This window comes from Collinsella sp. HCP3S3_E11, from assembly GCF_052067375.1.
Classification (GTDB): domain Bacteria; phylum Actinomycetota; class Coriobacteriia; order Coriobacteriales; family Coriobacteriaceae; genus Collinsella.
Window position 1 is genome coordinate 1 of sequence record NZ_JBQHQI010000003.1, and the last position, 24851, is coordinate 24851.

A 24851-nucleotide genomic window follows, 5' to 3' on the forward strand; every position below is an offset into this window, starting at 1 on the left:
GTACCCCTCGGAGCAGCCGATGACCTCCCGGTCGCCGGCGGAGTTGACGCCGATGGCGACCAGCACGGCCACGTTCTCGTAGGACCCTCCCCAGCTGCGCTTGAGGTAGATGCCGTCGACGAAGACGTAGGGGTAGCCGCCGTCGAGCGGCCTCTGCCGCCAGGCTTCGATGGACGCGAAGGCCTTCTCGTTGAGGTTGGAGACGGTGCCGGAGGACACCGGCGCTCCCCACAGGAGCTCGGAGACATCCTCGATCCTCCTGGTCGAGACGCCCGCCAGGTACATCTCGACGATGGCTTCCTCGACCGAGGTCTCGCGCCTGCGGTAGCGCTCGATGACGGCCGTCTGGAAGGTCGCCCCGCGGAGCTTCGGCACGCTGAGCTCGACTTCCCCGGCGCCCGTGACGAGCCTTCTCGTGTAATGGCCGCTGCGGTAGGCCTCCCGGCCCGCCGTCCTCTCGTAGCGTCCGGCCCCGACGAGCTCCGACGCCTCCTCGTCGAGCAGCGCGTTGAGCGTCTCCTCTACGGTCTTCCTCACCAGATTCTTTATGTCGTTGCGCAGCGACTCCTCGTCGACTGATACGATGTTCGCAGACACGGCCCGTGCCCCCTTCGTCGGTGATTTGTTGTTTAGTCGCTAGAAATCATATGACGGGGCGCGGGCCGTGTTCCGCCATGCGGTTGTCAATTTGCGAAAGAAATTATGCGTCACCGCCTTCGTCTTGCGCAGGACTGCCCGAGCAGCAAACCAACACTATCTCGCCAGCCCAGCGACCACCCCTCCCAAAGATTTTCAAAAAAGTTGTTGACGCGCGCGTAACGACTCGTCTAATATATCCCTTGCGCGATGGACCTGTAGCTCAGTTGGTTAGAGCGTCCGGCTGATAACCGGGAGGTCACAAGTTCGAATCTTGTCAGGTCCACCACTTTCTTTCGCAATAAACACCCCAGCGAGAGCCGAGTCGCCGCTGGGGTGTTTATTACTGTCTCCGTGGGGGTTTAGCTCAGCTGGGAGAGCGCGGGCTTTGCAAGCCTGAGGTCAGGGGTTCGATCCCCCTAACCTCCACCATGATGGACCTGTAGCTCAGTTGGTTAGAGCGTCCGGCTGATAACCGGGAGGTCACAAGTTCGAATCTTGTCAGGTCCACCATCTAAAACGTAAAGAGCCCTGGGGCATTGCCTCGGGGCTTTTTTCTTACCCGTTGGAGCAGTTAATTTGGGACGGGGCTTTTTTGGCTACCCTGTTCTGCGCAGCCTCAGTTTCTAGACCTGTCACTGGGTAGCTAAAAAAGCCCCGTCCCAAATTAACTGCTTTGATTTTGTGTGCTGGGCGAAAGTTTGGGTAGTATAGCTATTCAACGCGGCGGAGCTGCCGCGCATGCCAATCACAACGTACCGGAGGTGTTCCATGGTTCGTGTCGACATAGAGACCATCGTCATGGCCGCCGGTCCCGTGCCATCGCTGATCGTCTTGCGCGAGCGTTGCCGTAAGTCGGATTCGTCCGCGCCGCTGCGCTCTCTTTCCATCCAGACCGGTTCCTACGAGGCAGCGGCCATCAGCCGCGGTATCGATACCGGCCGCACCGATCGCCCCATCACCCACGATCTTTTGCTCGATACCATCGAAGTGGTGGGAGCAAAGATCGAGCGTATCGAGATCGTGCGCGCCGAGCCGCCGGTGTTCTACGCGACGGTCGTCGTGCACACCGATAGGGGCGAGCGTATGCTTGACGCACGACCGAGCGACGCTATCGCCCTTGCCGTGCGCAGCAATGCCCCCATGTTTGTGGAGGACGATATCATGAATCGCTTGGGCACCGTCTCTCCGCTTGCCGACGAGGTTGACGACGAGAGTGAGTTCGAGAAGTTTGACGAGTTTGTCCACACGCTCTCGCCCGATGATTTCTAAATGTCGGTTGAGCACGATGCACGGAGAGCGCTGATGGGCACCAGCGTGTCGGCCGAAGCAGCCGCTATCGCGCGTGAGGCCCATATGCGCGCCGAGGCATTTGAGGCCGCGCGCATTGCGTATGTGACGCAGGCTCGCACCCTTCGCGAGCGCCGTGACTCCTATATCAAGATGGTTGTTGTCTCCGCGCTTGCCGCGGTAATCTTGTCGCGGCTTCGTGGTACAGTTGGTGCGCTTGGGTTTTCGATTTCGACGGGCCTGGTGATCTGGGGCGTGGTCGATGCGGTAATGCTGACCAACCAGATCAAGGTGCTCGACAAGCGCGCGGCGGATATGGTTCGCGCCCGTGACGCTGCCGCCAGAATCGCGGCCGAGGCACAGGAGTTATAACGACGCCGAATGCGATGGGAAGGTCAAAAGATGGCACAGGATATGCAGGACGCCGGTAACGTCTCCGCCGAGCTCGACGCCATGGTGTGCGATCTGATCGGTGCGTTTTTGGACGACCTTGCCGCCGGTGAAAACCCGGGCGTTGTCGTGGCGATCGAGGATGCCGCCTCCAACCGCTATCTTGCGGCTCTCGACGAGGACGGTGAGGAGGCATGCCTGGAGGCTGCCACCAACTTTATCTCCGAGCACAAGATGGGTCTCAAGGACGAAGGCCTGGGCCGCATCGCCCGCTATGCCATCGGCTACACCGGCTGTGTGGAGATCGAGGGCGGATATCACGACGCTTTGCTCGTTAGCTTCTTCGAGACCACGCTCGAGAGCGGTTTTTCGGCATATGTGCTGTACGAGGGCATGGGCGCCGGCGATGGTTTTATGTGGAGCGACCCTGAACCTGCAGGTGAGGAAACCCCTCTCATCTAGAATCGCTAAAATAAACGAGTTTTCGGTAAAAGGCTCAATATTCCCGCCGAGCGTTGTGTTGCTGGACGGGTCACATACGCGTGCCGTTTGTATATAGATAGAAGATAGGGGAACTACATGCGCGTAGACAATCTGAGGAACATCGCCATTATCGCCCACGTCGACCACGGTAAGACGACGATGGTCGATAAGCTCCTGCGTGCCACGGACGCCTTCCGTGCCAACCAGCAGGTCGAGGATCGCGTCCTGGACTCCAACGACCAGGAGCGCGAGCGCGGCATCACGATTCTCGCCAAGAACATCTCTATCGAGTACAAGGACGTTAAGATCAACGTCATCGACACCCCGGGCCACGCCGACTTTGGTGGTGAGGTCGAGCGCGTGCTGCGCATGGCCGACGGTGCCCTGTTGCTGGTCGACGCCTTTGAGGGCCCCATGCCCCAGACCCGCTTTGTCCTACGTCACGCCATCGACACCGGCCTTAAGATCATGATCGTCATCAACAAGATCGACCGTCCGGGCGCCAACCCCGAGAAGGCCTACAACGACTGTCTGGACCTTATGGCCGACCTGGGCGCCACCGACGACCAGCTCGAGTTTGCCATGGAGCACGTGGTCTATGCCAGCGCCATGAATGGCTTTGCCCGCCTTGACCCCAACGACGGCAACATGGACATGTACCCGCTGCTCGACATGATCATCGACGACATGCCCGCGCCCGAGGTTGACGAGACCGCGCCGCTCGCTATGCAGTGCGTGACCATCGACCACTCCAACTTTGTCGGCCGCATCGGCATTGGCCGCGTGTACTCCGGCACCATTCGCCAGGGCGATCAGATCCTGGTCGTCAAGAACGACGGTTCCAGCGCCACCGCTACCGTCAAGCAGCTCTTTACCTTCGACTACCTGGGCCGCACCGAGTGCCAGGAAGTCGGCGCCGGCGACATTGCCGCCGTCGTGGGTATCGAGCGCACCGACATCGGCGATGTCTACACCGATCCCGAGAACCCCGTCGAGCTCGAGCCTATCGAGATCGATCCGCCGACCCTGTCCATCGTCTTCGAGGCCTCGACCTCTCCGCTCGTCGGCCGCGATGGCGACATTGTGGGCGCTCGTCAGCTCAAGGAGCGCCTGTTCAATGAGGCCGAGAACAATGTGACCATGAAGATCGAGGAGCTCGAGGACAAGAGCGGCGTCGAGGTCTCGGGCCGCGGCATTCTGCACCTGTCCGTCCTGATGGAGTCCATGCGTCGCGAGGGCTTTGAGTTCCAGGTCGGCCGTCCCCGCGTTCTGTTTAAGAAGGATGAGAACGGCAACAAGATGGAGCCCGTCGAGCAGGCTGTCGTCGAGTGCCCGGACGAGTACTCGGGCAAGGTCGTCGAGGTCTTTGGCACCTCTGGCGGCATTATGACCAGCATGGACACCTCGGGCATCGTGACGCACCTTGAGTTTAAGATCCCGACCCGCGGCATCATGGGCCTTAAGAACCGCATCATGAACGTCACTCACGGCGAGGGCGTGTTCTATCACACCTTCCTGGAGTACGGTCCTTACGCCGGCGAGATCGGCAACCGTCAGAACGGCGCCATGATCTCCATGACCACCGAGAAGGCCGTTGCCTACGCTCTGGGCACGCTGCAGGAGCGCGGCCAGCTGTTTGTTGAGCCGGGTGTCGAGTGCTACGAGGGCATGATCGTGGGTGAGCGCAGCAAGGCCGGCGACATGGTCGTCAACATCGCCCGTACCAAGAACCTGGGCAACCAGCGTTCCTCGACCTCCGATATCTCCGTGCAGCTGGTGCCGCCTCGCACCTTCTCGCTGGAGGAGGCACTGGAGTACATCGCCGATGACGAACTGGTGGAGATCACCCCCAAGAACATCCGTCTGCGCAAGCGTCTGCTCAACGCCACCGATCGCAAGAAGGCTGCCGTTCGCGCCGGTCAGGTCAACAAATAAGCGCTGAGCTCTGTAGCATTCACAAGAAAGGGCGTCGACCATCGCGGCCGGCGCCCTTTTTGTACCACCACAAAGAGGAAGGACACCTTTGCGGTGGTTGGCGGTTAGGCGGAGGGAAGGCCCGGGGTGTTGGGGGCCTTTTGCGGTTTGACGTGGGCGTTGCGCCAGATGATCTGAATGAGATAGCCCAGCATAAAGACGAAGGCTACGCCGCTGATAAAGTTGCCCATAAGGGGAAGTGCTGTAAGGGCGCCGGCGATGGCGCCGCCCACGGCGGCCATGGCGTAGCGGTTCTGGCTGTGCCCGACCATGCGTGCGACCGCGGTGCCCGCAAAGGCCGCCGAGACCAGGGCGATGCCGATGACGCCGCACATCAGGGCTCCGGCGAGCGACAGGCCGGCAATAGAGATGATGAGCAGCAAGATGGCGGGAACGGCGGCTACCGTGCCCAAAAGACCGCTCACCCACAGCGGGGCGGGGTGCCGGTGAAGCATGCCGGCCGCGCTGGCTGTTGCACGCGGAAAGACGAGCTCAAGGAGAATCGCGACAAAGCAGGTGGAAAGAGCTGCGGCAACGATGCCGCCGATGACGTCGTTGATGGTGGAGGTATCCTCGTTCTCGGTGCGGTCGATCTTGAGGGCTCCCACTTTGGCGCCGTCGGCGCGTTCGGGATCCTGTGAGACATGAGCGTTTACGGTGCCGGTGATGTTGGCGTTTTTGCCGAGCACCAGCTTGTCGGCCCAGACCTCAACATCGCCATCGACAGTGCCGTCGATGGTTACCGTACTGCCCGCGAGCACTGCCGACTTGGCGGAGCCGCGCAGGGCAACCGTCTCACCTGCGGCATAGAAGCAATTGGCGGTACTGCCGGAGTTAAGTACGACGTGCTGAGCGGCAACTGTCACGCTTCCATCAATGGTGGTCTTGGCGATATCGATGGTGCGCGCCGCCAGGCGAACGGCGCCGCCTACGGTGCAGTCGCGAATCGACAGGCTTTCGCCGGCGGCGATGATATCGCGGTCGATGGACGCGTCGTCCAGGCTAAGGCTTTGACCGGCCCAGTACAGATCGCCCCCGACGCCGGATGGACTGGAATCCCCGTCGGACACGAAAACATTGCCCGCGGTGTCGGTGCCGGCGAATGCCATGGAAGGCAGCGCGGTAAACGCCAGCGCGATAAGCGCGAAGGCCATAATGAGGTGTCCGCGCATGTTGTGATGTTGCGCCGCCGCGGGTTGGTTGTGAGGCATGGTGAATCCTTTGCTTGGTGATTTGCATACGACCAATATGGTACCCATTGCGCCTTCGCTCTAAAAGAAACTCGCGGTTGCAGTATTCTGCATGGGCAATTGCCTACGTAAGGCGTCGCGGGATATCGGGCCTGCGGCCGGTTGTAGATAGGCTGTCACCTTGCGATGGGCCGGGCTGTGCAATCTATTTTTTACGATGTAGGAAACGCGCGATATCGTCCTCGGTGGGGCTTTTGATGTCAAAGCGCAGCGAGAGCCAGCGCAGGCCCATGGTCACTGCGACGCAAACGACCAGCGCGACGACATTGCTGACCAAGCCGCTCATGACAAGGCAAACATAGCTTGCCGATCCAGCGATAGCCGCGATGGCATAGAAGTTGGTGCGCTGGAAAATACCCGGCACCACGCCCATAAAACCATCGCGCAGCATGCCGCCGCCTACCGCGGTAAAAAAGCCCATCATGATGCACACGACCGGTGCAAATCCGTACACGAGCGCCTTATCTGCGCCGGTTGCCGCATAAATACCCACCGAGATGATGTCGAGCAGGGGGATGAGCTTGTCGGGCTTGTCGACGATGGCAGGGAAGATGTAGATGATGGCCGCCGTGGCGATGGACAGCGGAAGCGCCATGGGCTGGTTGAGGATGTAGACGTTGCCCACCTGGAGCGTCATATCGCGCAAAAGACCGCCGCCCAGACCGCAGACCACGGCGAGCGCGACGGCGCCCACCAGATCGAGTTTGTGCTCGCGCGCAACCAGTACACCCGAAATCGACGCCGCGACGACAGCGAACATCTCGAGCCAAAACGGGATGGCAACCATGGCATCCGAGGCGTGTGCGGTAACGATTACAGTGGCGATGACGGGCAAGGTGGGTTCCTTTGGGTAGTTGGATTGGAAAATGCCCGTACATAGTACATGGTTGTGGGAGGTCGTGACCCCATTGCTCGGTAAACGGTCGGAACTGGGCGCGGTCACAGGTTCCAAACATGTACATCAGCATCCAAAAACGACATTTTTGACATCTTTGGAGGGTGATGTACATGTTTGGAGATCTGGGTTGGTGTTGAACGCCCTGGCGGGTTCGAACCCCTCCTCCGCCGTATTTGTTTGTAAGGGACTCAAAACAAAAAAGCTCCCTTTGTTGGGAGCTTTCTCAACCAAAATGGCGGAGGAGGAGGGATTCGAACCCTCGTGACCTTATACAGGCCAAACGGTTTTCGAGACCGCCGCATTCAACCACTCTGCCACCCCTCCGCGTGGGGTAAAAACAAAGCAGGCACAAAGGCCTGCTTTGGAATTAACTGGCGGAGAGTCAGGGATTTGAACCCTGGAGACGCTTTTGACGCCTACACGATTTCCAATCGTGCTCCTTCGGCCACTCGGACAACTCTCCGTTAAATGCGAAAGTCAGTATACACGAGGAATCGCAAAGTGCAAACCAAAAACTTGGCATTTTTCAAATTGCATCGCTCCGTCGTTTGCCCAACCGTGCCGAAACCAATCGATGACCTGCGTAATCTGACCAGACGAACTGTTCAAATGAGGTAGTTACGGACGGTCGGGAATCAAGTTTAATAATTCAAAATGTCGCGTTGTACCGCTGGTATGCATTTTGCGACCGCAGCCATGCTGCGAGCGACTTGCGGTTATCTGGCAGAAAGTCGGTATGTACCCGCCCTTGTCCTCAAATCCGTCAAGCTCTTGGACAGCATTTGGTTGGAATACGCAAGAAAGGCCGTGCGAGTATGGGCATATGTGGAGGTCATGAGGTTGTAGCTGCATATTCTTGCAGCCTGGGAGGTTGAAAGATACTATTACCAAGTCTTTTCCTGCTTCAGGCGCACCTTCACGACCTGAAGCCACATTTGTCCAGAGGAGGTGACAATATGAAGGCTTATGAACTGCTGTTCTTTGTTGACCCGTCGCTCGACCCCGAGACTCGTCTCGCTGTTATGAAGCGTATCGATACCACGATCGCTGAGGGCGCTGGCAAGGTCGACTCCGTTGACGAGTGGGGCAAGCGCAAGCTCGCCTACGAGATCAACGACCTCACCGATGGTGACTACACCCTCATCAACTTCCACGCAGATCCTACCCAGATCGCCGAGCTTGATCGCGTCCTGCGCATCACCGACGCTGTGGTCCGCCACATGATCGTCCGTCGCGACGACCAGGAGTAAGACTGTCGTTTTGGACTGGGCTTGTGCCCCAAGAGGAAGTAGTGAGTAATGAGCATCAATCGAGTGAACATCACCGGTAACCTCACCCGCGATCCCGAGCTGCGCGCCACTGCCGGCGGAACCCAGGTTCTGTCCTTTGGCGTCGCCGTGAACGATCGCCGCCGCAATGCGCAGACTGGCGAGTGGGAGGACTATCCCAACTTTGTCGACTGCACTATGTTCGGCACCCGCGCCGAGGCCGTGAGCCGTTTCCTGGCAAAGGGAAACAAGGTCGCGATCGAGGGCAAGCTGCGCTACAGCTCTTGGGAGCGCGACGGTCAGCGCAGGAGCAAGCTTGAGGTCATCGTCGATGAGATCGAGTTTATGAGCTCCCGTGGTGGCCAGGGTGGCTACGATCAGGGCGGTTACGCCCCCGCAGCTCCCGCGCCCGCAGCACGTCCTGCCGCACCGGTGGCTACGCCGCCCGCGGTCGACGTCTACGATGAGGACATCCCGTTTTAAGGGTTGTTCACCTATTTTTGAGTGAGAGGCGGCTTCGGTTCGCCGAAGTTGCCAAATGAAAGGTATTTTGACATGGCTAATGATTTTTCTGCACGTCAGCCGCGTCGTAAGTACTGCCAGTTCTGCAAGGAGAACACTGAGTTCATCGACTATAAGGACACTCAGCTTCTCCGTAAGTACATGACCGACCGTGGCAAGATCAAGCCCCGTCGCGTCACTGGCGCTTGCACGCAGCATCAGCATGACATCGCCAACGCCATCAAGCGTGCCCGCGAGATGGCTCTCCTGCCGTACACCGTCCCCGTGGTTTCCTCTCGTGGCAACCGCGACCGCGGCTAAGAAGGGAGACGCATCATGAAGGTTATTCTTCTCGATGAGATCAAGGGCAAGGGCGGCGAGGGTGACGTCGTAGAGGTCGCTCAGGGCTACGCTGAGAACTTCCTGTTCCCCAAGAAGCTCGCTGTTGCCGCCACCAAGGGCAACCTCAAGCAGCTTGACGAGCGTCGCAACAACATCGCCAAGCGTGAGGCCGTCCGTCTGGCTACCGCCAACGAGACCAAGGCTGCCCTCGAGGGCAAGCAGGTCACCGTTGACGTCAAGGTCGGCGACGAGGGCATCCTCTTTGGCTCCGTCACCGCCGCTATGATCGCTGACGCCATCAAGGATCAGCTCGGTATGGACATCGACCGCAAGCGCGTCGAGCTCGGTAAGCCCATCAAGGTTGCCGGTGCCCACACCGTTGCCATCTCGCTGTACCGCGAGATCAAGGCCGAGGTTGTCGTTCTCGTCGGCGTTACCGCCGAGGAGCTCGCTGCCGAGGCTGAGGTCGAGGAGGCCGCTGAGGTCGCCGAGGCCGAGACCGCCGAGGTCGAGACCGAGGCTGCTGCCGAGTAGCATTTGCTGCAACGCAACAATCTTGTTCTAAGAAGGGCGCTCTGGGAGACCAGGGCGCCCTTTTATTTTTTGCGCTGGGGGAGTGTCGTGGCAGCCATTGAGATGCGGTCCCGTGTATGCGTTGTGTTAGACCGCTTTGGATACTGGGACTTTTCCTATAATCTTTCTTGCTTAGATAGCAGGCGAAAGCGAAGGAGCTCCTATGGTCACCAAGGATGATGCGTGTTGGATAATCGGCCTTTCCGCAGGTGCGGGCATCGACGTATATCTTGATGGCGGCTGGGGCGTCGATGCGCTTGTCGGGCGTGAGACCAGGGCCCATAACGACATCGACCTGTTCGTTCAGCGCGGGGATTACCAAAGGTTCGTGGATCTAATTGCTGATGAGGGGTTTTCCGAGGTGGCTGCATCTTTCACCACCGAAGATCACACGGTGTGGCAAGACGAGGCGGGGCGCATCGTCGACCTGCATTGCTTCGATTTCGCCGAGAATGGCGATATTCTGTATCAGGGAGATCGTTTTCCCGGGGAGGTCTTTTCGGGGAGGGGGCGCATCGGCGAGGTGGAGGTGTCGTGCATCGACCCCGAAAGCCAGCTGTTGTTTCACTTGGGCTATCAGCATGACGAGCACGACGTCCACGATGTCATGCTCCTATGCCGTGAGTACGGTTTCGACGTTCCCGAAGAATATCGCTAGCTGTTGCTATTTGCATCGGGGCACGACTTCAGCGCTTGCCGCAGATGCGCTGCGCCAGACCGCCCTGGACATCACGCCACGCCGTATATGGCCCTCCGCGCACGCGAGTCCCATTTCGCCTGCTTGATCCAGTACTCGTAGAACGGATAGGGGGTCGCCTTGTACTGGCGCCAGGTCTTCTCGTACGTGCCGCGGGCCGCCTGCCTCACTATGAGCTCGGTGAGCTCGTCCGCGCTCCTGCGGACCTTGAAGCACCATGTCCACTTGAACCAGGCGAGGTAGTTCTCGAGGCGTCTCGTGGAGACGCCCCGGAACCTGCCGATGAAGTGCCTCATCTGGGAGTGGAGGCTGTTCACCCTGTTGATGGCGTGCTCCTCCCTCTTGCTGGCGATGTGCGCGCCGACGCCGAGGGCGGGCAGGACGCGGCGGTACACGCGAGCCCGGTCCGTCGAGATTATCGCGCCGACCGTGAGCTTGTCGGCGAGCAGTTCCCTGGCCGCCGCCTCGTCGAGGCCGCCCCTCCCCGCGATCTCGTAGAAGATGTCGCCGGCGTCGTTGATGCCGGTGAGCACGCATATCTTCTCGTGCCCGTCGGTTCCCTGCGACCTTGTGCGGGGCTTCCTGGGCACGCCGGACTCCGACCTGGAGCGGTTTCCCTTAAAGCTCTCCCTGAAGAAGCACTCGTCGAGCTCGGCCCCGCCGCCGGCCTCCACGCGGAAGGCGGGCATGCGCTTGGCCATGGCCTCGAGCAGCCTGTGGCGCATGAAGAACGCCGTCTTGAGGCACACGCCTCACTTTTCCGCCGACTCGCGCAGCGGGAGCATGTCCACGTGGCACTCCGCGAACCTCATCCAGGCCGACCTGTCGAGCTTGGTGGTGGAGAAGATGCGCATGGTGGCGTCGGTGAAGGTCCTGGCGCACCCTCGGCAGAGGAACCGCTGACGGCCGCGCCCGTCTCGCCCCCTCTTCACGTAATGCGGGGAGCCGCACCAGGGGCAGGCTCTGTCGGGATCGTCTTCCGCCCCCTCGCTTGCCGCGAGGTCGAAAAGATCCGCGTCTATCAGCGCCTTGAGCGATCTCAGGGCCCTGCTCTTCTCGGCAGCCGTCATCTGCGGGAGGAGCTGCCTCGTCAGCTGGGTGAGCACGTCTTCCATTGCAACCTCCATCTCTCCTGATGATGGAATTGTCGCAACCGGGGCCCCGTCGCGTGTACTGCGTGCAGGACACTTATCCAAAGTGGTCTAACACAACGCGTGTATGGGACCGTTCATCCGTTTGGTTCGGTGATGATTGCCGGGGCGCGGCCCGTTTTGAGGCTGTGGCTGATACTATGGATGCTCGCAAGCGATATGAATGAGGATGCTCATGGCATATGACGAAAGGGAGACGGGGCTGACGGTCGAGGACCGTGGCTCTAAGTTGGGTCTCCCTCAAAACCAAGATGCAGAGGCCAATGTACTGGCCGCCATGCTGCTATCGCCCGAAGTGGTCGAAGAAGCCCAGGTCGAGCTGCAGCCCGATGATTTCTACCGGCCCATTCATAAGACCATCTATACCGCGATGGTCGATATGTACAACAGTCGTATCCCCATCGACTCCATCTCGCTGATCGATTATCTGCGAAGCATCAACAAGCTCGATGCCGTGGGCGGCGAGGCGTACATTTTGGAGCTGATGGGTCAGACCCTGTCGCTCGTCAACTGGCAGCACCATGCCGCCATCGTTCGTCGCGACTCGATGCTGCGTGAGCTGATTGGCGCCACCAACGAGATTAACGCGCTGGCCTACAACGCCCCCACCGATACCAAAGAGGTCGTTGAGCTGGCCGAGAGCAAGCTGCTCAAGGTTACGGCGCGCGAGGTTAAGTCGAGCTACAAGACACTGACCGAGTTTATGGTCGAGGCCTATAACGAGGCCGAGGAAGTGTGCCAGGCCGGTGGCCAGGCAGCGGGCGTTCCCACGGGCTTCCCGTCACTCGACCGCATGCTTATGGGCTTCCGCGAGGGCCAGCTCATCATTATCGGCGCCCGCCCCGCCGTGGGTAAGACCTCGTTCGCTCTAAACCTGGCGCTCAATGCCGCCGCTGCGGGCTACACCGTCGGCTTTTTCTCGCTGGAGATGTCGGGCAAGGAAATTGCCCAGCGCCTGATTTGCGCCTATGCCATGATTTCGATCAGTGATTTTCGCATGGGTCGCATTAGCCCCGAGCAGTGGGCCAATATCAACGAGGCCACGCAGACCTTGTCCAAGCTCGATATTCTGATTGACGATACGCCCGGCACCACGGTGACCGAGATTCGCGCCAAGAGCCGCCGCATGCTCCACAACAAGGAGAAGGCCATCATTATCTTGGACTACCTGCAGCTGGTGAGTCCTCCGCCGGGACGCCGTTTCGAGAGCCGCACCGTCGAGGTCTCCGAGATGTCGCGTGGCTTAAAGATTATGGCCAAGGAACTCAAGATTCCGCTGATCGCGCTGTCTCAGCTGTCGCGTCAGGTCGAATCCCGTACCGGCAAGCGCCCGCAGCTTTCCGACCTGCGCGAATCGGGCTCCATCGAGCAGGACGCCGATATCGTCATGTTCTTGGACCGTTCCGCCGACGTGGCTGAGGCCTCACGCGACGACCGACCCGACGAGGGCGTCACGCGTATTGTCGTGGCCAAGAACCGTTCGGGCCCGATCGGCGACGTCGACCTGATGTTCCTGCCGGCATCCACCAAGTTCTATGAGCTTGATGGGGTGCATACCGAGGAGTAGGACAGGCGCCCGTTGCACGGGTATACTGGGAATGTTTTGTGCTTCTGCCCGCCGTGTGGCGCGCAGACAGTCCATGTATGTAAGGAGTAAACATGCCGTCAACCGTTTTGGTCGGTGCCCAGTGGGGCGATGAGGGCAAGGGTAAGATCTGCGACCTGATCGCCGGCGACTTCGATGCCGTCGTGCGCTATTCGGGCGGCAACAACGCCGGGCACACCATCGTTGTCAACGGCAAGAAGTACGGCTTACATCAGGTGCCCTCCGGCATCATGTACGCCGACCACGTGTCGGTGATTGGCAACGGCTGCGTCGTCAACCCCAAGGTTGTCCTTGAGGAGATCGACATGTTCGAGGCCGATGGAATCACCACCAAGAACCTCAAGATCAGCGGCAACGCACACGTGATCATGCCGTATCACGTCGACCTGGACGGAGCCTTTGAGCAGAAGCTCGGCAAGAAGAGCATCGGTACCACCAAGCGCGGCATTGGCCCGTGCTATCAGGACAAGATGGCTCGTATTGGCCTTCGTATGCAGGACATGCTGGACGAGGAGCTCTTCCGCGACAAGCTGGAAACCGCTCTCGCCCGCGTGAATCCCGAGCTCGAGCTGCTTTACGGCCTGCCCACCTACACCGTGGACCAGATCTGTGAAGAGTACCTGCCCATGGCCGAGCGCCTGCGCCCGTACATCACCGAGACGAGCCTGCTGCTCAACAACATGATCGATGAGGGCAAGACCCTGCTCTTTGAGGGCGCCCAGGCAACATTGCTCGATATCGACCACGGCACCTATCCGTTTGTCACATCTTCTAACTGCACCGCCGGCGGCGCGATCACCGGTTCTGGTGTTGGCATGAAAAACGTCGACCGCGTGCTGGGCGTCATGAAGGCCTACATCACCCGCGTCGGTGCAGGCCCCATGCCCACTGAGCTTTCCTACGAGTCCGAGGCCGGCCATACGCTGACCGAGGAGGGCTATGAGTACGGCGTGACCACCGGTCGCCGTCGTCGCTGCGGCTGGTTTGACGGTCCCATCGCCAACTACGCCTCGCGCGTCAACGGTCTTACCGACATCGCCCTGACCAAGCTCGACGTGCTTTCGGTCTTCGACACCATTAAGGTGTGCGTGGCCTATGACGTCGACGGCGAGCGCTACACCAGCGTGCCCGAGCACCAGGTGCGCTTTGAGCATGCCAAGCCCATCTACGAGGAGCTTCCTGGCTGGAAGTGCGATATCACCGGCTGCCGCAGCTTTGAGGAGCTGCCGCAGGAGGCTCAGGACTACGTGGCATTTGTCGAGGATCTGGCGCACACGCGCGTGACGTTTGTCGGTGTTGGCGCCGGCCGCGAGCAGATCATCAACCGATTCTGGAAGTAATCGGCGTTATTTGGTTATTGCGATATACCCCTTCGCAGCCCGGACGGGCGGCCGAGGGGTATATTTGCTTGTAATGGGCCCGCATGGTTGACGGGCCGTTAATCCATAGAGGAGGCACCCTTGAAGGCGGACACTCAAACCATCGACATCCTGTTGTTGGGCAGCGGCGGCCGCGAGCATGCTTTGGCAGCCAAGCTCGCGGCATCACCGCGCGCCGGCAAGCTCTACATCGCCCCGGGCAACGGCGGCACCGCGAGCTGCGGCGAGAACGTGGTTCTCGACGATTGCGATCCTGCTGCCGTGGCGGCGTTTGCACAGAGCCACGGATGCGGACTCGTGGTAATTGGCCCCGAGGCTCCGCTCGTGGCGGGCGTGGCCGACGCCGTGCGCGCGGCGGGCATTCCCTGCTTTGGCCCGGGTGCCGAGGGCGCCCAGATGGAGGGCTCTAAGCTGTTCTCCAAGCAGCTCATGGAGCGCGCGGGCATTCCGACGGCCGCCTACGGCTCGTTTACCGACGAGGCTTCGGCTCTCGCCTATGTGCGCGAGCAGGGCGCTCCGCTGGTCGTGAAGGCCGACGGTCTTGCCGCGGGCAAGGGCGTTATTGTGGCAACCGAGCTTTCGCAGGCCGAAGAGGCCGTGCGCGAGTGCTTTGGCGGCACCTTTGGCGACGCCGGCAACACCGTGGTTATCGAGGAGATGCTCGTTGGCCCCGAGTGCTCGCTGCTGGCCTTTACCGACGGCAAGACCGTGCGACCCATGGCCACCTCGCAGGACCACAAGCGCGCGCTTGAGGGCGACCTTGGCCCCAACACGGGCGGCATGGGCGTCTACAGCCCGGTGCCCATCGTGACCGACGAGGAGCACGCCACCATGGTGAAGGTCATGGAGCAGACCGTGGCCGAGCTCGCTGCCGAGGGCATCGATTACCGTGGCTGCCTGTACGGCGGCTTTATGCTTACCCCTGCCGGCCCCAAGGTGCTGGAGTTTAACGCCCGCTTTGGCGACCCCGAGACGCAGGTCGTGCTGCCGCGCCTTAAGAACGACTTGGTCGAGGTCATGCTTGCCTGCGCCAACTGCGAGCTCGACCAGATTGAGCTCGATTGGCGTGACGAGTGGGCGGTGGCCGTTGTCCTGACGAGCGCGGGCTATCCCGGCAGCTACGAGAAGGGCAAGGTCATCACCGGTATCGAGGATGCCGAGGCCATGGAGAACGTGACCGTGTATCACGCCGGCACCGCCGTGGTGGACGGCCAGCTCGTGACCAACGGCGGCCGCGTGCTCGCCGTGACCGCGCTGGGCGACACGTTCGAGAACGCTCGCAACCTTGCCTACGAGGCTTGCGAGAAGATCGATTTTGAGGGCAAGACCCTGCGTCACGACATTGGCCTGCGCGCGCTGCGCGGCCGCGACGCCTGGGATGCCTAAAATCCGAGAGGAATGAGACGGATGGACGAGAAGAACGAAGAGCTCGTGGACGCGCAAATCGTCGAAGAGGACAGCCGCATGTATGGGCACGCCGAGGGCGAGCCTGGTGGCGAGGTCGCTGACGAGCCGGCGCTGGTGCTGGGCGACGACGACCCGCACGATGCCGAGCTGCACGAGAAGATTCTTTCGGAGGAGTGTGCCTGGAAGGGCAAGATCCTCGACGTCCACCGTCTTGAGGTTGAGCTGCCCAACGGTCACCGCAGTGCCCGCGATATCGTTCGCCATCCGGGTGCGGCGGCCGTTGTGGCGCTGACCGAGAGCGGCAAGATCGTACTGGTGCGTCAGTACCGCACCGCCATCGACCGCGTGACGGTTGAGATTCCCGCCGGCAAGCTCGACCCAGGCGAGGACCCGCTCGATTGTGCCAGGCGCGAGCTGCATGAGGAGACGGGCTTTAAGGCCGGGCGCATTCGCTTTTTAACGTCTATTGTCACGACCTGCGGTTTTTGCGACGAGATTATACACATCTACCTGGCCACCAAGCTCGAGTTCGATGCGCCCAACCCCGACGATGACGAGTTTGTCAACGTTGACCTGGTGCCGCTGCACGAGCTGATCGATGCCGTGCTCGACGGCAAGATCGAGGATGCCAAGACCGTCGTGGGCGCGCTCGCCTGCGACAGCATCGCGCACCGCCTTGGTGGTTCTGAGCTGTAACGAGTGGGGATAGCCCTGGGACAAGTACTACTGATTGCTTTGTCCCAGGGTCTTACGTTGCTGATATTTCTTTGAGGATCACATGCTGAAGCGTTTTCTGTCTTACTACAAGCCCCAGATGGGGCTTTTTGTTGCCGATACCATTTGCGCCCTGGTGCTCGCCGCCATTGACCTGGCGTTTCCCATTATCCTGCGCAATCTGTGCGGCGGGCTGTTTACCCAGGGCCAGACTGCCATTATGCAGGCGCTCGGTATGATCGCGGTGGGACTGGTGCTGATGTATGCCACCCGCTGCGCCTGCCGCTACTTTGTGAGCTATTGGGGCCACGTGATGGGCGCGCGCATGGAGTCCAAGATGCGCGAGGACTTGTTCGATCAGTACGAGCGTTTTAGCTTTGCGTACTTTGATCGCAACAGCTCGGGTGACATGATGAGCCGCGTGGTCAACGACCTGTTCGATATCTGCGAGGCGGCGCACCACGTGCCCGAATGGATCATTATTTGCGGTATCGAGATCATTGGCTCGTTTGTAATTCTGTTTACCATTGCGCCGGTGCTCGCGCTCGCCATGGTCGTGGTGACGGCGGTGTTCGCGGTCATTATGTTTTGGCAGAATATGCGCATGCGCGAGGTCTTTAGCGATAACCGCAAAAAGATCAGCGGCATCAATGCGCAGCTGCAGGATTCGCTGGCGGGCATGCGTGTGGTCAAAAGCTTTGCCAATGAGCAGACCGAACGCTCTAAGTTCCGTGCCTCTAACGATCGCTACCTTTCGTCCAAGGAAAACATGTATCACGCCATGGGCGTCTACACCGCGACGTATGGTCTGCTCTCGGGCGTGCTCTATGTGATCGTGGTGCTGCTGGGCGGTTGGCTCGTTGCCCAAGGCCAGCTGCAGGCGGTCGATATGGCAACCTTCGCGCTCTACATTTCGCTGTTCTGCACGCCGCTTGAGACACTCGTCAATTCGGCCGAGACGTATCAGAAAGCCATCGCCGGCTTTAAGCGCATGGACGAGGTGCTCTCGACTGTTCCCGATATTCAGGATAAGCCGGGTGCTGCGGATCTGCAGGTGACGGACGGCGCTGTTGAGTATCGCGACGTGTGCTTTAGCTACGAGGATGTCGAGCTGGGCGCGGGCGACGGGACGCGTCCCGTTATCGACCATATGGATCTGTCCATTAAGCCCGGTCAAACCATCGCTTTGGTTGGTCCCTCGGGCGGCGGCAAATCAACGACTTGTTCGCTGTTGCCGCGCTTTTACGACGTTGCCGCCGGCTCCATTAGCATTGACGGCCAGGATGTGCGCGACGTGACGCAGCGTAGCCTGCGCCAATCCATCGGCCTGGTGCAGCAAGATGTCTATCTGTTCGACGGAACGATTGGCGAGAACATCGCCTATGGCAAGCCGGGCGCCACGGCAGAAGAAATCGCCGAGGCGGCCCGCCGTGCCAACATCGATGCTTTTATCGAGTCGCTTCCGCAGGGCTATGACACCGTGGTGGGCGAGCGCGGCAGCCGTCTTTCTGGTGGTCAAAAGCAGCGCGTCGCCATCGCGCGCGTGTTTCTCAAAAATCCCAAGATCCTTATTTTGGATGAGGCGACCAGTGCTCTGGATAACGAGAGCGAGGAGGCGGTGCAGGAGTCGCTCGAGCGCTTGGCGCGCGGCCGCACCACGATCATCATCGCCCACCGTCTCTCGACCATTAAGCATGCCGACGAGATTGCGACCGTTGAGCATGGTCGCGTTGTGGAACGTGGCACGCACGAGGAGCTTCTCGCCCGTGGTGGCACTTATGCCCGTTACTATCGAATGCAGTTCGAAGGTGCGCGTGCGCACGAGCTCGACTGATTGATATGGCAGGAAGGTTATGGCTGATAAGAACCATCTGACTCCGGAAGAAGTGACGGAGTTATTCTCCGAAATCGATGCATCCGGCGTCTTGGATCCTACACTCGCCAAAAAGCGTACCGAGCGCATGCGCGAGAAAGAGTCTGCCGTCAAACGCGGTGACAAGGCGACACTGGCGCGGCTGCGCAGCGAGGATCGCGCGAGCCAGGCAAAACATATCGACCCGCTGTCCGAGGACGATCCTTCGGGTTCGCAGGTGAGCCATACCATTACGAAGACTGCCATGGTCGTTGTTATCGGCATCCTGGTGCTGATTGTGGGCATGCAGATCGGCTATGGCGTGATGCGACGCCTGAACACCGCGAACCTCTCCGAGAGCGTTTCGGTGGATACCGTTTCGACCGCGCTCAAAGGTGGACTTGAATGGGGCAACGGCTTTACGCAGTTCCCGCTCGATTTTACCGTCGACGAGGCCGACGAGGGTACGGGCACGGTTGAGGTGACGGTGCTGGACACGTCTTCTGCCAATGAGCTCGAGTTGCTGTCCAACGGTCAGATTCAGGCGGCGGCGCTCGCAACCAATGCCCTGCTCAACGACAAGATTGACCGTGTGGTGTATAACGTCCACGCCTATATCGACGAGGACAGCAGGATTCAGCATGATTCCTTCTTTGGCATGTTTCCCGCCCAGGGCCACCAGAGCGCCATCCTGACGTTCGTCTGGACCAAGAGCTCTTCTAACGCCACCAATATCGACTGGAAGATGCGTATCGTGAGTATGGATGACACCATTGCCGAGCGTATTCAGAAACAGGTGAACTCGGTATCGTCGCTCATCGAGGACCCGGCGGTGAGCCAGACCAAGATTGACGAGGAAAAGGCCGAACGTGACCTGGAGCACCGCCTGCACGGCCGCGAGATTTTCCGTGGCGGCAAGCTTGGCCGCACCCCGTCCGAATTACTTGAGCAGGACAAGCAAAAGTAGTCCGTAGCCACATAGAACGATGACATCCCGCGTGAGCCGCAAGCCCACGCGGGATCATTTTTCTGGGACGGGGATTAAAAAATTATTCTGTCATGTATGCGGTTGGCGAGTAGTCAATTTGGGACGGGGCTATTTTAGCTACCCCGGCTGGTGGCACGACGGTTAGGTTGATTGACGGACGGGGCAGCTAAAATAGCCCCGTCCCAAATTGACTACTCAGCGACAAAGCCCTGCTTTCAGAATGATTTTTTAATCCCCGTCCCAGAAAAATCATTATGCATAAGAAGTCATAATTATCATTTTGTAAACAATTCTATGTAATTAACGCCATACGGCATACTTGCGGTTAGAATACCGCGAGGCCTAACTACACACCTTTAAGCCGGTCCCGAGAGACCGGGAAGGAGAACTATGGCGAACAACCATATTGCGGGCGCTGCCGCCCGCACCATCGCGCCCAGCGAACTGTGCCAGCGCATGCTGGCCAAAACCAGCAAGGGTGCTTGCGGTCCCTGCATCCTGTACCTTGAGGATGGGACCATTTTTTATGGCCGTGCATGTGGTGCCGAGGGCACCGCGACCGGCGAAGTCTGCTTCAATACCTCACTCGAGGGTTACTTTGAGGTTATGACCGACCCGAGCTATGCTGGCCAGATCGTTACCATGACCTATCCGCAGATTGGCAATTATGGCATCGACGAGACCGATGTCCAGTCCGCCTTCCCCGGCGATGACGTACGCCCTGCGAGTGCTCCCGCCATGCGCGGCATGATCGTGCGCGACATGTGTGCCACGCCTTCTAACTGGCGCTCGGCCGTCAGCGTGCCGGAGTACCTGCGCGCACACGGCATCGTCGCTATCGAGGGCGTCGACACCCGAGCCCTGGTGCGCCACCTGCGCGACAATGGCTCCAAGATGGGCATTATCTCGACCGAGGTCCTCGACATCGACGAGCTTGCCGAGCGCTTGGCCTCTGCTCCCACGTTGGTGGGGGAGAACCTGGTCAAGACCGTGAGCTGCCCTGCACCCCATCCGTTCGCCGGAAGCGATCTGCCTGCCGAGCATGGCTTTGCGCTTGCGGCCCCCGCTCCCGCCCGCCACAACGTGGTCGCGTACGACTGCGGTGTCAAGCGTGGCATCCTGGAGGGTCTGGTCCGTGCTGGCTGCGACCTCACCGTCGTGCCGTGGGATACACCCGCGCGTCAGGTACTCGACATGAATCCCGATGGCGTCTTTTTGTCCAACGGTCCCGGCGACCCCGATGCCGTGGTAGAGACCTACGAGCAGGTGCAGCAGCTGATCGGCAAGGTGCCCGTCTTTGGCATTTGCCTGGGTCACCAGATGATCAGCTTGGCATGCGGCGCCCAGATGGAAAAACTCAAATTCGGTCACCGTGGCGGTAACCAGCCGGTTATGAACCTGGTCAGCCGCCGCGTGGAAATTACCGCTCAAAACCATGGCTTTGGCTTGCTGTTCCCCAGCTTGGGCAAGCTTGTCCCCGAACTTTCGGGCGGCGAGACCGAGCATGCGGCCGACGGCGATCTGCGCGTCTGGGTGCGCCGTGGTATCGCGCCCGTCGTGATGAACGAGCGCTTTGGCCGCATTCGACTGACACACGTGAACCTCAACGACGGCACCGCCGAGGGCATTCAGCTGCTCGACGCCCCGTGCTTCTCGGTCCAGTACCACCCCGAGGCCTCGCCCGGCCCCACCGATGCCCACTATCTCTTTACCGCCTTTACGCGACTCATGGACGGCGAGGAGAACTACCTGGACATCGACACCGCGAAGGACCGCCTGCAGGGCTGGAACTTTGCCGACGAGGGTTCCGCCACGACCGAGACCGAGGAGAACTAACATGCCTAAGCGTACTGACATCAAGCGTATCCTCGTCATTGGCTCGGGTCCCATCGTCATTGGCCAGGCCTGCGAGTTCGATTACTCCGGCGCCCAGGCCTGCAAGGTGCTCAAGGAGGATGGCTTTGAGGTCATCCTGGTCAACTCCAACCCGGCGACCATCATGACCGACCCGGGTCTGGCCGACCGCACCTATGTCGAGCCCATCACCGCCGAATTTATCGAGCGCGTGATCAAGAAGGAGCGCCCGGACGCGCTGCTGCCCACGCTGGGCGGCCAGACCGGTCTGAACGCCGCCGTCGAGCTGGCAAAGGACGGCACGCTCGACCAGTACGGCGTCGAGATGATCGGCTGCGACCTTGCCGCCATCGAGCGCGGCGAGGACCGCAAGCTCTTTAACGAGGCCATGGCCGAGATCGGCCTGGAGGTCGCGCGCTCGGGCTATGCCTACAGCGTGGCCGACGCCGAGGCCATCGCCGAGCGCGTGGGATATCCCTGCGTGCTGCGCCCGAGCTTTACCCTGGGCGGCGCCGGCGGCGGCATCGCGCACACCCACGAGGAGCTCGTCTCCATCGTGAGCCAGGGCCTTGAGCTTTCGCCCGCCCACGAGGTACTGGTCGAGGAGTCCATCGAGGGTTGGAAAGAGTACGAGATGGAGGTCATGCGCGACCACGCCGGCAACGGCATCATCGTGTGCTCCATCGAGAACCTCGACCCCATGGGCGTGCATACCGGCGACTCCATCACCGTGGCGCCGGCGCAGACCCTCTCCGACCTTGAGTATCAGCGCATGCGTGTCGCCTCGCTCGCCATTCTGGAGAAGATCGGCGTCGAGACCGGTGGCTCCAACGTGCAGTTTGCCGTGAACCCGCAGACCGGTCGCCTGATCGTCATCGAGATGAACCCGCGCGTGAGCCGTTCGTCCGCACTGGCCTCCAAGGCCACGGGCTTCCCCATCGCCAAGGCCGCCGCTCGCCTGGCCGTGGGCTACACGCTCGACGAGATCGTCAACGACATCACCAAAGCCACGCCTGCCTGCTTTGAGCCCACGATCGACTACTGTGTGGTCAAGGTGCCGCGCTTTGCCTTTGAGAAGTTCAAGGGTACCGACCCCACGCTCACAACGCGCATGAAAGCCGTGGGCGAGATTATGGCGATCGGCCGCACCTTTGAGGAGGCCTTTGGCAAGGCCATGCGCTCGCTGGAGGACGGGCATCAGGGCATTTGCGCTGGTGGCAAGGAAGGTGCCGATAAGCTGAGCGACGACGAGCTCGCTCAGGCCGTGGGCACCCCGACTGAGCACCGCATCTTCTTTGTGGTCGAGGCCCTGCGTCGTGGCTGGGATGTCGCGCGCATCCATGCCATCTGCGGCATCGATCCGTGGTATCTCAACCGTATCGACGATATGGTGCAGGTCCAGGAGAGCATTCGCGGCCTGCGCGTGGAGGACATCGACGCCGACGCGATGCGCCTGCTCAAGCAGTATGGCACGAGCGATGCCGAGATTGCCGCGCTGACCGGCTCGGACGAGCGCTTTGTTCGCGCTTACCGTAAGGGTCTGGGCGTGGTTCCCAGCATGAAGACGGTCGACACCTGCGCTGCTGAGTTCTCGAGTGCCACGGAGTATCACTACAAGACCTACGAAAACATCTACCGCACGAGCCCGGTCGCCAAGAAGTGCGTTGCCCCCGACGAGACCACGCCGGCAGATAAGCCCAAGGCGATGATTCTGGGTGCCGGCCCCAACCGTATCGGCCAGGGTATCGAGTTTGACTACTGCTGCGTGCACGCGAGCTATGCGCTGGCGGCCCGTGGCTTCGAGACCATCATGGTCAACTGCAACCCCGAGACCGTCTCGACCGACTACGACACGTCCGATCGTCTGTACTTTGAGCCGCTCACCTACGAGGACGTCATGGACGTTATCGATGTTGAGCGCCCCGACGGCGTCGTGGTGACGCTCGGCGGCCAGACCCCGCTTAAGCTGGCGCGCATGCTCGAGGAGAGCGGCGTGAACATCATGGGTACTAAGCCCGATGCCATCGATTTTGCCGAGGACCGCGAGCGCTTTGCCGCCCTGCTCGACAAGCTGGGCATTATGTACCCGCCGGCGGGTCAGGCCACCTCGTTTGAGGAGGCCGAGGCCGTGGCTGCGCATATCGGCTACCCGCTGCTGGTTCGTCCGAGCTATGTGTTGGGCGGCCGCGGCATGATGATCGCCTACGATGCCGAGCATCTGCACGATTACATGGCCGAGGCTGCCCGCATTAGCCCCGACTACCCGGTGTACCTCGACCGCTTCCTGGAGGGCGCGATCGAGTCCGATGTCGATGCCCTGTGCGACGGCGAGGAGGTCTACATCGGCGGTATTCTGGAGCATATCGAGGAGGCCGGTATCCACTCCGGTGACTCCGCGACTTGCATTCCGCCGTTTAGCTTTAGCGAGAGTCTGCAGGCGAAGCTCCGCGAGACCACGCGCCGCATCGCGATGGCGCTGGGAGTTCGCGGCCTGGTCAATGTGCAGTATGCCATCAAGGGCGAGACCGTCTACGTGATCGAGGCCAACCCGCGTGCCAGCCGTACCGTGCCGTTTATCTCCAAGGCCACCGGCGTGCCGCTGGCCAAGTGCGCGGCGCGCATCATGGCGGGCGATTCCATCGCGAGCCTGGGCCTGCCGAGCGACGAGCGCCAGCTGGACTGCTTCTGCATGAAGGAGGCCGTTATGCCCTGGGGCCGTTTCCCGGGAGCTGACGTTATCCTGGGGCCCGAGATGAAGTCGACGGGCGAGGTCATGGGTGTCGCCAAGAGCTATCCCGAGGCATACGCCAAGACACAGCTGGCGATTGACTACAAACTGCCCGATCCGAGCGCCGGCAAGGTGTTCATTAGCGTGTGCGATCGCGACAAGCGCCATATCCTTTCGGTCGCCCGTATCCTGCGCTATCTGGGCTTTGACATCTGCTCTACCGAGGGTACGGCGCGCGTGCTGCGCGGAGGCAACGTGACGTGCGAGGTCGTGGAAAAGATCAGCGGCCCACACGACGGCGGGCGCCCCAACATCGGTGACCTTATCGCCGATGGCAAGATCGCGGTGATCATCAATACGCCGTACGGCCCGGGCTCGCGCGGCGACGGCTATCTGTTGCGCACCGAGGCGGTGCGCCGCGGCGTGACCTGTGTGACGGCGATGTCTGCCGCCAATACCTACGTGAGTGCTATCGAGGCGGTGCGCGAGGACCAGCAGGGCCACGGCAGCGCCAACGACATGGGCATGGACGTCATCGCCCTGCAGGACCTGCCGCAGTACACGGTGTAATGTGACCTGGTCGGCCGGGGCGGCAGCCGGACACTTTCTCTCGGAAACTGGGCTTCGCGAAGTTTTCCGAGAGAAAGGTCCGCCTCCCGCCCCGGCCTGCGGTGACTCGGTTGCACCGTGTGCTGCAGAAGGGGCTTTGCGCAATGACTAGGGTTGAATAAAAAGTGAGTGTGGGCGCCGCCGTTCATTCGAACGGCGGCGCCCACGTTAATTATTCAGCCAACGTACGTCATGGCAATCCCCGGTAGGTCGAAGGTGCTCTGCGGCGGCCCGGTGTTTTCATCTGAACGACTTTGCGTA

22 protein-coding genes and 5 tRNA genes are annotated in these 24851 nt (G+C 60.6%); 20 read left to right on the forward strand and 7 right to left on the reverse strand.

Going from position 1 to position 24851, the window contains the following annotated elements; all coding sequences use genetic code 11:
• A partial coding sequence (locus ACTM86_RS03050; protein WP_441015224.1) for an IS256 family transposase occupies positions 1-597 on the reverse strand: 597 nt, incomplete at its 3' end.
• 251 nt (positions 598-848) lie between these two features.
• Here ACTM86_RS03050 and ACTM86_RS03055 point away from each other — a divergent pair.
• The 7 genes from ACTM86_RS03055 to typA all read left to right on the forward strand — a co-directional run bounded on the left by ACTM86_RS03055 (position 849) and on the right by typA (position 4734).
• Positions 849-925, forward strand: a tRNA-Ile gene (locus tag ACTM86_RS03055).
• A 67-nt stretch (positions 926-992) separates the two neighbouring features.
• A tRNA-Ala gene (locus tag ACTM86_RS03060) sits at positions 993-1068 on the forward strand.
• Between the two features lie 4 nt (positions 1069-1072).
• Positions 1073-1149, forward strand: a tRNA-Ile gene (locus tag ACTM86_RS03065).
• A 258-nt stretch (positions 1150-1407) separates the two neighbouring features.
• Entirely contained in the window at positions 1408-1908 is a 501-nt protein-coding gene (locus ACTM86_RS03070; protein ID WP_427748159.1) for a bifunctional nuclease family protein, read from the forward strand.
• Between the two features lie 33 nt (positions 1909-1941).
• A complete protein-coding gene (locus tag ACTM86_RS03075) occupies positions 1942-2298 on the forward strand; it encodes a hypothetical protein (protein WP_441036911.1) in 357 nt (118 codons plus the stop codon).
• Between the two features lie 30 nt (positions 2299-2328).
• Positions 2329-2778 (forward strand): hypothetical protein, encoded by a 450-nt coding sequence (locus tag ACTM86_RS03080; RefSeq protein ID WP_154516767.1) that lies wholly within the window; start codon positions 2329-2331, stop codon positions 2776-2778.
• A 117-nt stretch (positions 2779-2895) separates the two neighbouring features.
• Positions 2896-4734: a translational GTPase TypA gene (gene typA, locus ACTM86_RS03085; RefSeq protein ID WP_154516764.1), complete on the forward strand. Its 1839-nt coding sequence runs from the start codon at positions 2896-2898 to the stop codon at positions 4732-4734.
• A gap of 104 nt (positions 4735-4838) precedes the next feature.
• On the opposite strand, the gene ACTM86_RS03090 is transcribed toward typA, so the two are convergent.
• The 4 genes from ACTM86_RS03090 to ACTM86_RS03105 form a co-directional block, all read right to left on the reverse strand.
• Complete coding sequence (locus ACTM86_RS03090) at positions 4839-5984, reverse strand: polymer-forming cytoskeletal protein (RefSeq protein WP_441015228.1); 1146 nt, start codon at positions 5982-5984, stop codon at positions 4839-4841.
• Between the two features lie 184 nt (positions 5985-6168).
• Positions 6169-6858 carry a trimeric intracellular cation channel family protein gene (locus tag ACTM86_RS03095; RefSeq protein ID WP_229770653.1) on the reverse strand — a complete coding sequence of 230 codons (690 nt, stop codon included), beginning with the start codon at positions 6856-6858 and terminating at the stop codon, positions 6169-6171.
• Positions 6859-7154: 296 nt separating this feature from the next.
• Positions 7155-7245 (reverse strand) — tRNA-Ser (locus ACTM86_RS03100).
• A gap of 48 nt (positions 7246-7293) precedes the next feature.
• Positions 7294-7384: transfer RNA gene (locus ACTM86_RS03105), tRNA-Ser, on the reverse strand.
• Positions 7385-7877: 493 nt separating this feature from the next.
• Between ACTM86_RS03105 and rpsF the strand changes: the two genes are divergently transcribed.
• The 5 genes from rpsF (at position 7878) to ACTM86_RS03130 (ending at position 10263) form a co-directional block, all read left to right on the forward strand.
• Complete coding sequence (rpsF, locus tag ACTM86_RS03110) at positions 7878-8171, forward strand: 30S ribosomal protein S6 (protein ID WP_006235831.1); 294 nt, start codon at positions 7878-7880, stop codon at positions 8169-8171.
• 48 nt (positions 8172-8219) lie between these two features.
• Positions 8220-8672, forward strand: a complete 453-nt coding sequence (locus ACTM86_RS03115; RefSeq protein ID WP_006235830.1) for a single-stranded DNA-binding protein — start codon at positions 8220-8222, stop codon at positions 8670-8672.
• A gap of 72 nt (positions 8673-8744) precedes the next feature.
• Entirely contained in the window at positions 8745-9011 is a 267-nt protein-coding gene (gene rpsR, locus ACTM86_RS03120) for a 30S ribosomal protein S18 (RefSeq protein WP_006235829.1), read from the forward strand.
• 15 nt (positions 9012-9026) lie between these two features.
• Positions 9027-9566, forward strand: coding sequence for a 50S ribosomal protein L9 (rplI, locus tag ACTM86_RS03125; RefSeq protein ID WP_154516756.1), 540 nt, complete (start codon positions 9027-9029; stop codon positions 9564-9566).
• A gap of 202 nt (positions 9567-9768) precedes the next feature.
• A complete protein-coding gene (locus tag ACTM86_RS03130; RefSeq protein ID WP_117843039.1) occupies positions 9769-10263 on the forward strand; it encodes a nucleotidyltransferase domain-containing protein in 495 nt (164 codons plus the stop codon).
• Between the two features lie 71 nt (positions 10264-10334).
• Here ACTM86_RS03130 and ACTM86_RS03135 read toward each other — a convergent pair whose 3' ends face one another.
• Entirely contained in the window at positions 10335-11051 is a 717-nt protein-coding gene (locus ACTM86_RS03135; protein WP_441015230.1) for an IS1595 family transposase, read from the reverse strand.
• A 3-nt stretch (positions 11052-11054) separates the two neighbouring features.
• Complete coding sequence (locus ACTM86_RS03140; RefSeq protein ID WP_441015232.1) at positions 11055-11417, reverse strand: IS1/IS1595 family N-terminal zinc-binding domain-containing protein; 363 nt, start codon at positions 11415-11417, stop codon at positions 11055-11057.
• Between the two features lie 205 nt (positions 11418-11622).
• Between ACTM86_RS03140 and dnaB the strand changes: the two genes are divergently transcribed.
• From dnaB to carB, 8 genes are all read left to right on the forward strand, one after another.
• Positions 11623-13020, forward strand: coding sequence for a replicative DNA helicase (gene dnaB / locus ACTM86_RS03145; protein ID WP_441015390.1), 1398 nt, complete (start codon positions 11623-11625; stop codon positions 13018-13020).
• A gap of 92 nt (positions 13021-13112) precedes the next feature.
• A complete protein-coding gene (locus ACTM86_RS03150; protein ID WP_427717940.1) occupies positions 13113-14399 on the forward strand; it encodes an adenylosuccinate synthase in 1287 nt (428 codons plus the stop codon).
• Between the two features lie 120 nt (positions 14400-14519).
• Positions 14520-15824: a phosphoribosylamine--glycine ligase gene (purD, locus tag ACTM86_RS03155; protein ID WP_154516747.1), complete on the forward strand. Its 1305-nt coding sequence runs from the start codon at positions 14520-14522 to the stop codon at positions 15822-15824.
• A 21-nt stretch (positions 15825-15845) separates the two neighbouring features.
• Positions 15846-16541, forward strand: coding sequence for an NUDIX domain-containing protein (locus ACTM86_RS03160; RefSeq protein ID WP_195838565.1), 696 nt, complete (start codon positions 15846-15848; stop codon positions 16539-16541).
• 82 nt (positions 16542-16623) lie between these two features.
• Positions 16624-18393, forward strand: a complete 1770-nt coding sequence (locus ACTM86_RS03165) for an ABC transporter ATP-binding protein (RefSeq protein ID WP_441015234.1) — start codon at positions 16624-16626, stop codon at positions 18391-18393.
• A 19-nt stretch (positions 18394-18412) separates the two neighbouring features.
• On the forward strand, positions 18413-19378 hold the full coding sequence (locus ACTM86_RS03170) for a hypothetical protein (protein WP_427729200.1): 966 nt from the start codon (positions 18413-18415) through the stop codon (positions 19376-19378).
• 411 nt (positions 19379-19789) lie between these two features.
• Positions 19790-21235 (forward strand): glutamine-hydrolyzing carbamoyl-phosphate synthase small subunit, encoded by a 1446-nt coding sequence (carA, locus tag ACTM86_RS03175; protein ID WP_441015236.1) that lies wholly within the window; start codon positions 19790-19792, stop codon positions 21233-21235.
• A gap of 1 nt (position 21236) precedes the next feature.
• The gene (gene carB / locus ACTM86_RS03180) at positions 21237-24551 is read left to right on the forward strand and encodes a carbamoyl-phosphate synthase large subunit (protein WP_441015238.1); all 3315 of its coding nucleotides are present in this window, start codon (positions 21237-21239) and stop codon (positions 24549-24551) included.
• The last annotated feature ends 300 nt before the right edge of the window (positions 24552-24851 follow it).